This is a genomic window from Streptococcus sp. HMSC065H07 (assembly GCF_001837325.1).
Lineage (GTDB): Bacteria > Bacillota > Bacilli > Lactobacillales > Streptococcaceae > Streptococcus > Streptococcus salivarius_H.
Genome location: NZ_KV832043.1, coordinates 103,167 through 114,082, shown reverse-complemented (window position 1 = coordinate 114,082; position 10,916 = coordinate 103,167). Strand labels below are relative to the sequence as shown.

The 10,916-nt window shown below is 40.3% G+C and carries 7 protein-coding genes and 1 pseudogene; all 8 read right to left on the bottom strand.

Annotation, left to right across the window (positions count from 1 at the left end; genetic code table 11):
• Positions 1-45: 45 nt before the first annotated feature.
• The 8 genes and pseudogenes from HMPREF2637_RS08990 to HMPREF2637_RS08955 all read right to left on the bottom strand — a co-directional run bounded on the left by HMPREF2637_RS08990 (position 46) and on the right by HMPREF2637_RS08955 (position 10,811).
• Entirely contained in the window at positions 46-450 is a 405-nt protein-coding gene (locus HMPREF2637_RS08990; RefSeq protein WP_064524656.1) for a GNAT family N-acetyltransferase, read from the bottom strand.
• Between the two features lie 103 nt (positions 451-553).
• Positions 554-709, bottom strand: coding sequence for an SAM-dependent methyltransferase (locus HMPREF2637_RS10965; RefSeq protein ID WP_073686539.1), 156 nt, complete (start codon positions 707-709; stop codon positions 554-556).
• A gap of 11 nt (positions 710-720) precedes the next feature.
• Entirely contained in the window at positions 721-1,488 is a 768-nt protein-coding gene (locus HMPREF2637_RS08980; protein ID WP_064524658.1) for an SDR family NAD(P)-dependent oxidoreductase, read from the bottom strand.
• A complete protein-coding gene (rnz, locus tag HMPREF2637_RS08975; protein ID WP_002884122.1) occupies positions 1,488-2,417 on the bottom strand; it encodes a ribonuclease Z in 930 nt (309 codons plus the stop codon). The genes HMPREF2637_RS08980 and rnz overlap by 1 nt, the downstream gene beginning before the upstream one ends.
• 31 nt (positions 2,418-2,448) lie before the next feature.
• Entirely contained in the window at positions 2,449-3,090 is a 642-nt protein-coding gene (locus HMPREF2637_RS08970; protein WP_021144310.1) for a hypothetical protein, read from the bottom strand.
• Positions 3,083-4,321 carry a GTPase HflX gene (hflX, locus tag HMPREF2637_RS08965; RefSeq protein ID WP_064524659.1) on the bottom strand — a complete coding sequence of 413 codons (1,239 nt, stop codon included), beginning with the start codon at positions 4,319-4,321 and terminating at the stop codon, positions 3,083-3,085. Before hflX ends, HMPREF2637_RS08970 begins: the two co-directional genes overlap by 8 nt.
• Positions 4,322-4,698: 377 nt before the next feature.
• A pseudogene (locus HMPREF2637_RS08960) lies at positions 4,699-5,868 on the bottom strand (FtsW/RodA/SpoVE family cell cycle protein); the annotation flags it as partial.
• Between the two features lie 143 nt (positions 5,869-6,011).
• Positions 6,012-10,811: a glycoside hydrolase family 70 protein gene (locus HMPREF2637_RS08955; protein WP_060972383.1), complete on the bottom strand. Its 4,800-nt coding sequence runs from the start codon at positions 10,809-10,811 to the stop codon at positions 6,012-6,014.
• Between the last annotated feature and the right edge of the window lie 105 nt (positions 10,812-10,916).

The following is a 10,916-nucleotide window of genomic DNA, read 5'->3' as shown; positions in this document are numbered from 1 at the left end:
CAAAAACAATTAAGAGGCTAGGACTTTTGTCCCACTCTCTCTCCGTCAATTATTATAAATCATCCCTGTACAAGCTTGCTCTGAAAGTTCGACAAATCCCAAGGATTGGTAAAAGGCTAAATTTTTCTCGCTACGATTAGTGGCAAGGAGCCGTTGATAGACATTGGGGAAAGTCGCTAAAGCCTCTTCTAAGAGTTTCGTGCCAATGCCTTGGCGCTGGTAATCTGGTCGCACCAAGAGGTCCTGTACAAAAATGACAGAATGACCATCTCCTACTAAGCGAATGTAGGCTACTAACTCTTCCTTATCATAGACTGCCAACTGCCAGAGACTGGCTTTGACAGCTTCTTCTAGCATGGTTGGATTGTTAGTATAATTGGTCCAGCCGACTGAACTGTACAGTGCGAGTAGGTCTGTCATCGCTGGAATCTCTTTTTTATAATGTAACATCTTAACTCCTTTCCAAACTTCCGACTAGTTGCTGATAGGGGTGATTCTGGGACCGCAAGGCCACCATTTCCTCATTGGGTTTCACAGCTAGGACTCTATTATCTTACGCTAGGTGGTTGGACACAGGGCCAAAGCCACTGCCAAAATCAAGCACTCGCTTTCCCTTGATGTCCTGTAATTGGTCAAAAAGAATATCATAATAGATTTGACCCCAGGGTTGCTGGAGATTTTCTAAATACGCTTGGATATTTGCGGCCATCTAGTATCCTCCTATTTGTAGTTAAACACATTGGTAGCTAGTTTGTCCGAGATTCGTGGAAATAGCGTGTAGCCTTTGTGGGCAACTGCTAAGAGTCGTGGTAGATTAACTTCACGTTTGTTTTTACACAGAATACGGACAATCTTTTTAGCCACGTATTTAGGACTGAGGACAAACTTTTTAACACTCTCAAGATAGGCTCCAGAGGGATCAGCTTGATTGAAGAAAGATGTCTCAATTGGACCTGGATTGACCGTAGTCACATAGACTCCCTTATCAGCCAACTCTAAACGCAGGGCATCTGAAAAGCCAATTACCGCAAACTTTGTCGCTGCATAGACACTTGAGTTGGCTGTCGCAATTTTCCCCGCCATACTGGCGATGTTGATGATATGGCCATGGCCTTGTTCCACCATTTTCTCAGCCATCAGACGTGAAAAGCTCATCGTCGCAAAGGTATTGATATCAAACATATCACGTACCTCTTGGCTAGTGTAATTATCATAAGACTTGAATTCACCAAAACCAGCATTATTGATAAAAACATCAATACGTCCAAATCGTTGATAGAGATAATCGACCATCTCTTTAATGGCCTTGTCGTCTCTAAGGTCAATGGCAAGGCAGGTTTTATTTTCCACATGGCGATAACATTTCTCAAGTTTATCCTTGTCTCTTCCTAAGAGGATAATGCCATCACTGGGTGAGAGCTGCTTGACAATTTCTTGTGCAAGCCCTCCTGAGGCACCAGTAATAGCGATAATACGTTGTTTAGCCATTAAATCTCTACCTCTTCTAGGTCACGAACGATGTGGGTGTTTTCGAAAATTGTTTTAGCATCTGCTGCCATCTTACCGATATCACGCCCTAAGAAACGTGCTGATACGTGATTTAGAAGAAGACGTTTAGCTGACGCATCTTTAGCGACCTGTGCTGCTTGCATGTTGGTTGAATGCCCATGGCTCTTGGCAATTTTTTCGTCACCTTTACCATAAGTAGACTCGTGCACCAAGACATCTGCTCCCAAGCCAAGACGAACACTGGCATTCGTCTTACGAGTGTCACCTAAGATAGTGATAACCTTACCTTTCTTAGGTGCGGAAATAAAGTCCTTGGCAATGATTTTTGTTCCATCTTCAAGGACCACATCTTGCCCATTCTTAATTTGACCAAAAAGCGGACCAAATGGTACACCTGCTGCTTTAAGGGCCTCAGCATCCAAGGTTCCTTCAAGATCCTTTTGAACCACACGGTAACCAATACAAAAAATGGTATGATCCAACTTATCTGCATAAACAGCGAACTTGTCATTTTCCATAACCAAGCCAAGCTTATGCTCATCAATTTCCTTAAAATGCACATGGTAAGGGAGGCGTGTTCCAGAGGTACGAAGACTAGTCATAACATATTGTTTAATGCCGACTGGACCATAAACCTCTAAATCTGTTTGTTCTTCACTCGATTGGAAAGAACGGCTAGCCAAGAAACCAGGTAGGCCAAAGATATGGTCTCCATGCATATGTGTGATAAAGATTTTTTTAACTTTACGAGGTTTGATTGTTGTTTCTAAAATCTGACGTTGGGTACCTTCTCCACAGTCAAACATCCAGACCTCATTGATTTCATCGAGTAACTTCAGAACCAGACTCGACACGTTACGGGCCTTGGAGGGCTGCCCGGCACCCGTCCCTAAAAATTGTAATTCCATGACTTCCTATACTTTCTATCTATCGTTCTTCTTATTTCTGGACAATATAAGCCAGGCATTCACGCTGAGCAAAGCCATAATAAACAGTTTGCCCTTTATATTGAGACAAAAGTTCCACTAATTCGTCTTGATTGAAGCTAGCCAACTTAATGACATTTCCCTTCAATTTAGTTACACGACTAAGTAACTGTGTCTCAGGTGTTAACTCTTCCAATACTTCTTCATCAAAATCAACCTTGGTCATCTTAATTTGAGTGCCTTCAAGATAAACCTTATACTGCGGGAAAACTTGAGCAAGCTCAAACAAAATGCTAGCCGTTGGAACCTCTAAATGCTCGGCAAAGACTAAGGCCACCTCATCAGCATTTTCATAGCAAAATCCATAAGATTTTCCTGACAGATTGAGACGAATAAAAGGCTTGTGCTCATCAAAAGATGGTTCAGGGTTAAAGAGGTTCAACTCCTTTGAAAGGTCCAAATAGTATTCCGTCGCTGCTTCAGGAGATTGTTTTTGGTAAATCTCTGCAAAATAAGCATTAATCACGCTTGGTGGTGGCGTAATGAAAGCCAATTTTTGACTGTCAGAAAGGTCTGACAAGGTATTTTCTAAATAGACCTTATCTAAACTTGTAAAACCACCATATTTTAAAGCTAAATCCATATAATCAGTCATAAAATTCTTCCAATTTCCATTTATTTTTCGGTGAAATATAACCTGTAATTTCTTCCACTTCTGTCTCAAAAGTGTAGCTATCTAGCAAGGCTAATTGACTCAATTGATAAAGTTTATAAGCTTGATCCTGATGGACCTTAATACTAAAGGGTTCAAAAATCTGTTGAATTTCGTCAATCAAGAGTCTTCTGAGGGCCTCACGACTTCCCTTGTCACGTGCTGAGAGGCGAACATTAGGAAAGACTGTTGCTACTAGATTATCAGCTGAATCCATCTTATTGTAAATTGCTAGGCGAGGGATATCAGTCATGTCTAAATCTTTGAGAATGTCTAAGACCACCTTTTCATGCTCTTCGTGATTAAAATCACTCGCATCAATGACATGCAAAAGAAGGTCCACATTACGACTTTCTTCAAGTGTTGACTTAAAGGCAGCAACCAATTCTGTTGGCAAGTCCTGGATAAAACCAACCGTATCTGTCAAGGTCACTTGAAACTGATCCTTTAAGTAAATTTTCTTAGTTGTTGCATCCAAGGTCGCGAAAAGTTCATTAGCCTCATATTGCTTATCATCCGTCATAAGGTTCATGATCGTTGATTTCCCAGCATTGGTATAACCAATCAAACCAATTTTAAAGGTACTTGAATCAACACGCTTTTCGCGAATGGTTTCTCGGTTCTTCTCAACAATCTTTAACTGGCGTTCAATATCAGCAATCTGGTTACGAATCGAACGACGATTGAGCTCCAATTGACTTTCACCAGGTCCACGGCTACCAATGCCCCCTGCTTGACGGCTGAGCATAATCCCTTGACCAGCTAAACGGGGCAACATGTATTTTAGTTGAGCTAGGTGAACCTGAAGTTTCCCTTCATGGCTTCTAGCCCTCATGGCAAAGATATCCAAAATTAATTGCATACGATCAATAACTTTTACGCCAAATGCTGCTTCAAGATTGGTATTTTGACGAGGTGTTAAACGGTTATTGACAATGACCGTAGTAATCTCATCCGCATCCACCATGACCTTGATTTCTTCTAATTTTCCTGAACCTACGAAAGACTTACTATCATAGCGTTCACGTTTTTGGGTATAGCTAGCTACAACCTCTGCTCCTGCAGTTTTGGCAAGACTGGCAAGTTCCTCCATTGACATGTCAAAATGCTCTGTTTCTTGCAATTCAACACCTACTAAAATAGCACGTTCTTGCTGTTTGGCTGTCTCTATCATAGCAAACCCCTTTTCAAAATAGTCAACTTTTATTATACCACAGGCAGGGGCAAAGAAAAGGTCACAGACCTTAATTTTTTTCAAAGAAAAACAAGTTGGATTAACCAACTTGTTTTCTCTTAATGTTTACGTGTCGGTTTCTTTTTCGAACCCTTACGACGCTTGCCTTGATGAATGCTTGGCGTATTTTGAGAAATGGTTTGACGCATTTTCTCAGTGGCCTTATCAACCTTATCTTTAGCCTTGACCAATTCTTGAGAGGCCTTAGTAACACTCTTCGAAGGCTTATTTTTCTTAGACTTGCTCTTAGAAACAGGTTTCACTTGACTAGTTCCAGACGTACGCATACGACGAGACATAGCCAGGAGAATTTTATTTTCCTCGTTGAGGTTGGTTTGATAAGCCATTGAAAGCACCAAACCAACACCAATCAAGTTAGAGATGAGTGATGACCCCCCTTGAGAAATAAAGGGCAAAGGAATACCTGTCAAAGGAAGAATTCCCACTGCTGCCCCAATATTTTCAAAAATATGGAAGACAATCATCATGATAAAGCCTGTCGAAATAAAGGTATAGAAACGATTGTTAGACTTAAACGTCACTCGCAACATGCGGTAAATGAGGAAGAGATAGGTTAAAAGAACCAATCCACCACCTACCAAACCAAAATCTTCCGCAATGACTGTGAAAATCATGTCACTCTCACGAACCGGTACGTTCAACTCCAGATGATTAAAGCCTTTACCATAGATTCCTCCAGTACCAATCGAAATCATCCCTTGTGTCTGTTGAAAGGCGATACCATCTGCATAAGTGAAGGGATCCAACCAAGCTGAGATACGGTTAATCTGGTAGGTTTGCACTCCCATCTTGAGCATGGCTTCCTTACCCCAATCTGTGGTAAATACCATCACAAACAAGGCTAAACCTGCAGCAAAGGCTAAAACAACTGGTAGGATAATACGCCAGGATATCCCTGAAACCACTATAATACCAGCTAAAATAGCCAGAAAGACCAAGGCGGTCCCCATATCTCCTTGAAGAACTAATAACCCCAAGACAGGAAGCGTAACAGCTACATATTGGAAAAGTAGCAACCAGTCATCTTTTAGGTCAGTCACTTCCTTTCCTTGCTTGGCCCAAACACCAATTCTGGAAAGGAAAAGGATGTAGGATATCTTCATAAATTCTGATGGTTGGAAAAGGGTGACCGATCCAATACTGACCCAGTTTTTTGCCCCTGTCGAGGCCACCAAAGCAGGCGAATAAAAAACAAGGGGTAAAACCATAAGTCCCAGACCAAAAATATAAAGCCAGGGGGTTATCTTCCAAAGAAACTCTGTATTAAATAACATGACAACAAAAGCAAGTACTGAACCTAGAAAAATCCATAGTACTTGCTGGGACATGACTTGCACAAGATTCTTTGGGTAATCAAAATTTGTCGCTATAAATATCGAAACCAAACCAACCAGTAGCAATATAAGGACTGGCAAGAGAATCGAGTAATCTATCCGACTTTCAATAGTATTTTTTGACTTAGCCATGTTTACTCCAAAATAAAGATTTAGCAAGAGTTATTATACCACTTTTTTGCCCAGACAAATGACCTGAATGTATAAAAAAGAGACAATTTTTTTAACGAAAAAAGCCACCACAAAAAGTGATTGACTTCTTTCATTCATTAATCTTAATTTGACACGTAGCCTTTTCCTTGAGCGTTAAAGTATACCCATTGCCCTGAAGGAATTTTAACCCAACGATTAATAGCCTTTTCCCCTGTATGAACATCATAGTAAGAGATTGAGCCATCAGGATTCGCAGCTGTTGCACCTTTCACTTGCTTACCAGTTTGGTCAAAGTAAAGGTTTTGGCCGTTGATCGTCTGTTCGCCAACAACAAGTTCACCTTTGGCATCAGCATAGTACCAGTTGTTGTCTCCAGTAGTGAAGAAGGTTGAGACTAACTTATTACCAGTAGCTCCATGGTAGTATGAACGGCTGCCATTCGCATTTGTTGCAAAGTCACCTTTAACCTGTTTACCATCAGTAGCAAAGAAGAGTTTTTGACCGTTAATCACTTGAGCTCCTGTAACGACATTTCCCTTATCATCAGCATAATACCATCTATCATGACCGGTAGTGAAGAAGGTTGATACCAATTTATCACCAGTATTCCAATGGTAGAATGAACGACTACCGTCAGTGTTCGTTACGAAGCCACCCTTAACTTGACGACCATTTGCATCAAAGTAGAGGTGTTGACCATTGATGACCTGAGCACCTGTGACATTACGTCCATGTGAGTCTGCATAGAACCAGTTGTTGTCCCCAGTAGTATAGAAGCCTGGTGTATGTGCCTTAGTCACAACACCCTTAGCATCGATATTAAAGGTTTGACCATTAACTACTAGTGATGTATCCACAAGTTTCACACCTGTAATGGCATCGTAGTATGAAGTCGTACCATCAGGATTGTTCACAAACTCACCTTTAACTTGTTTACCTGACTCATCAAAGTAGAGCTCGTCACCATTGATGGTTTGCGCACCACGAAGAACATCACCTTCGTTATTTGCATAGTAAGTGGCATCACCAACTTGGAAGAAGCGATTCTTAACTTGAACACCTTTTTCATTGAAGTAAAGGTTTTGTTTACCTACCTTAGTAAATCCAGTGGCAACATAGCCCTTATCATTAGCGTAGTACCAGTTACCATCTTGTTCAAAGAAGCCTGAGTACTTACGTTCACCTGAATCGCCACAGAAGAACATCAAGTGGCCGTCTTTTGTAGGAATGAAGATGCCTTTAGCTTGGTAACCATTGTCATAGAAGTATTTTTCCTTACCTTCTACTTCAGTCAAACCAGTAGCCATGATGCCACCTTTGAAGAAGTATTGGTAGAATTTCTCTTCCTTACCACTATCATCTTTAACAGTAACTTCTTTCCAACCAGTTTGAGTCGTCAATTTACCTGACTTACCATAAACCAATGATTGACCTTTGGCATTTTTAATAACACCATCAGTAAACATAACACCATTTGGCAAGAAGAAATAGTTTGAACCGTCGATAGCTTGTTCACCAGTTACAAGGTAACCCTTATCGTTAAAGTAGTACTGTTTGCCATTATATGTCACAAATTGACTCTTAGCTTGAGTACCAGATGTTGTATAATAAGTTACCCCTGTACCATCATAAGCAAATCCAGTTTTAGCTTTTGTATCACCAGTCAAGGCAGCTGGAAGGAAGGTACCTTTATCGTTAACGGTGAAGTACAATTTACCATCGCTGAGAACGTAGTCTGAACCACGTTTTTGGATGTTTGTACCGTTAAAGTACTTAGCTTCCCATTGTTTAATCTTCACAGATGGATCAATTGTCTTACCTGACGCTTCCATAACTTCTTTGAAGATTTCTGGATAAAGTTTTTGAAGTTTGTCGAGGAAGGCCCCACCATACTGTGCTTGGAAATCATTTCCTGATGACTTGGTATTTGTCACATAGAGCTTATTAACCAAGCTAGTATCATCAAGCACCTTACCATGCGTATCTGTACGAGTAGCTGTCACTACTTCTTTACCTGGGAGAGTATACAATTGGTCTGGAACCCAGTCAGCAATGACTTGAATACCTTGTTTGTGAAGAGCCTTGAGGGCATCACGAAGATCTTCTTTTGAACCATATTTATTGTTTTTGCTCATGGCAAAGTCGTAACGGTCTGTGAAGGCATAACCATTTTCAATAATAGAATCAAGGAAAGTGCCATCCTTAGATGAGACATATTGAGGTGCAATCTCAAATGACGTAATACCCCATGACTTGAAGAGGTCTGCGTTAGCTGCAATCAATTTGTTAGTATATTGACTATCCTCTTTGACAAAGTCTTGGAAGTTTGAGAAACCTTCGTAAATCACTTGTGCTTCAAGTGCTGCAGAAGAGCTATAAACCTTATCCCCTTCTTTGTAGGCTTTTGTTGATGGTTTGGCAAGAACGTTTTGATCGTCAGTCGCACCTACTGGTACCCAAACTGAAAGGTAACCACTCATATCAACAGTCTTAAAGCCTTTGATTTCATCAGCTGTGAAGACAAGATTTCCTTGTGCATCTGTGTATTTAACAATCTTAGTATCTGAATCATTCAATGAGGACACGATACCTTTATCCGTACCAAGCAAGAGTGGACGGTAGGCTTGGTTCTTGTGGGCTGCACCCATATTTACAGTAATTGTTTCACCATCTGCTAATTTCAAATCTGGGTTATTAGCAATGAGGGTCAACATACCAGAATTACGACCGTATTTTCCACCTTCTGTATCAGTCTTAGACATCAAATCTTGACCATAACGGACAGAAACCAAAACTTCTTTATTGTCTTTAGCAGACGATACGCCATCTCCAGCAAGATTGTGGATATAAGATGTTTGTCCACCAGCTACATATTTAGGACGCGCTTTAAGAAGAGTTGTGATTTGATCAAAGTATGGTGATTTCTTAGCCATGTACTGACCATTATCAGTATACAAGTCTCCATAATAAACACGTGTTGCTGCACCCATTGTTTGAAGCATCAAAGCATAAGCTCCAGGAATATTTGAATGCGTATATTCCTTATCCACTTTCAACATATCAGCATTATAAATGTCAAAAGCTTGTTTCAATTGATCTAATGTAAAAGTAAATCCATCTGTTGTAGGATCAATTTTTTTGCTGATAATGTCTGCGATAACCGTTTGAACTTCTGAGTCGTGTGCACGAACAAAGAGATAGGTTGCAAAACCAAGTTGATCATATGATGTAACTTCCGCACGGTTTGAAAGACCGAAATAACCACCGTTAATAAGGTCCTTCATTGATGCATTACGAGCACCTGTACCTTTATTAGTTACTGGACGAGTCAATCCATGAACAATAGACAAACGGAGACCATTATCCATAGAAAGGGCAGCTGTATTATGTTCGTCCACATAATATGGGTCGTTTTGAGACCAAGCTTCAAGAATTGAGATATTAGCAAGGGCACGTGCTTCAGACTCATTGACCTTGTAAGCAGCCTTCATGTATGAAGACACTAATTGAAGCATATCGATGCTGACATTGTCCACAGCATCAACACGGATACCATCAAAGTGAGCATCTTTGTCCTTGTCACCAAAGACGATTTGTCCCCAGTTCATGAAGTAATACAATTGGTTAAGCATTTCAGCTTGCACAATTGGGTTTGAGTTGTCGATATCGCTTGATAGCAAGAACTCATAACCAGCATCACTACCACTCTTGATCTTATCGTTTGCCAAACGACTTGTTGCCGTTTGGTCAAGTTTACGGTAGTCTGAGTTAGCCCACTTCGTTAAATCACTATTAACAAAGAGGAGAGCCCCTTTTTGGAAGTGTTCTTTACCTGGAGATTCAGAGTTAATGTCCCATTTATCTTGGTCTTTAACAAAGGCCTCGATTGACTGACGCAACCAGTCTGTTGACTTATTAGCAGCAATCTTAACCTCAATCTTACGTTGAATGATTTGAGCAGCGGCATTCAAGCTAGCTTGAGAATTTTCAATCGTAAAGACATCTTTTGTTTCTTCACCATTGCTAAGAGCCTTAGTCATGTAGTTCAAGTAAGCTACTTGAGTATCCTTATCAGGCCACCAAGACATCAAAAGTGGGCGAAAATCTTTTTCAGTTGACGCTTTCCAAGTTGTTCCTGCTTCAAGGATTTCTTTTGGACGGTACCAACTATCAGCTGTCAAATAACCATCAACAAGTTCAAAGCTTGCTTTTGTTGAATCGTAAGCAGCATTGTTTTTAGTAAAATCAGTGACAAGATTTGTTGTTTCTTGTGTGAATGAATAAGTTGATGTGCTTGAAAGGACACCATTCTCATCAAAATAAAGGACCTGACCATTTACAGTAATGGCAAAGTTTTTCTTATGTGATCCATCTTCTAAAAGATAGTAATATTTACCATCTTTTTCTTTTTTAATATTATCGAGTGAGACTGCAGCTTTAATTTCAGCTTCAGAAAGCTCTTTAGACTTCTCAGTCGTTGGAGCGGCTACTCCAGCATTTGCAGCTACTTCAGATGTTGTAGCTGTTTCTGGTTTAGCGGCTACTTCTGGCTTAGCAGTCGTTTCAGGTTTGGCTTCAACCTCTACTGCTGCAGCTCTATCACTAGTTGCTCCTGAATTTGGTTGAACTGTCGTTTCAGCTGGTTTATCAGCAGTAACTGCTGCTCGGTCTGTTGTTGTGGCATTTGAAGTATTTGCCACCTCTGTTGTTGTGCCTACCTCTTTTTCAACCACAGGATTTGTATTTTCCCCGACTGTAGTTGTTGAAGGTGATCCATTAGTATTATTTATTTCTTCTGCCGAAACAAGTGAAGACGTGGTAACACTAGCACCAACAATGGTAGCCAAGGCTACTGAAGCAACCGCTAAAGTAACCCATTGCTTCTTCACTTTGTGCAGTTTATAGCGTACTTTATTTTCCATATTCAATTTTTCCCCAATATATTTTTTGTCTAAAAATCTACACCTTAAAGACTTACTTATTATATCATTTTTCACTATCAAAAAAACTTAATACAACTTATTTTA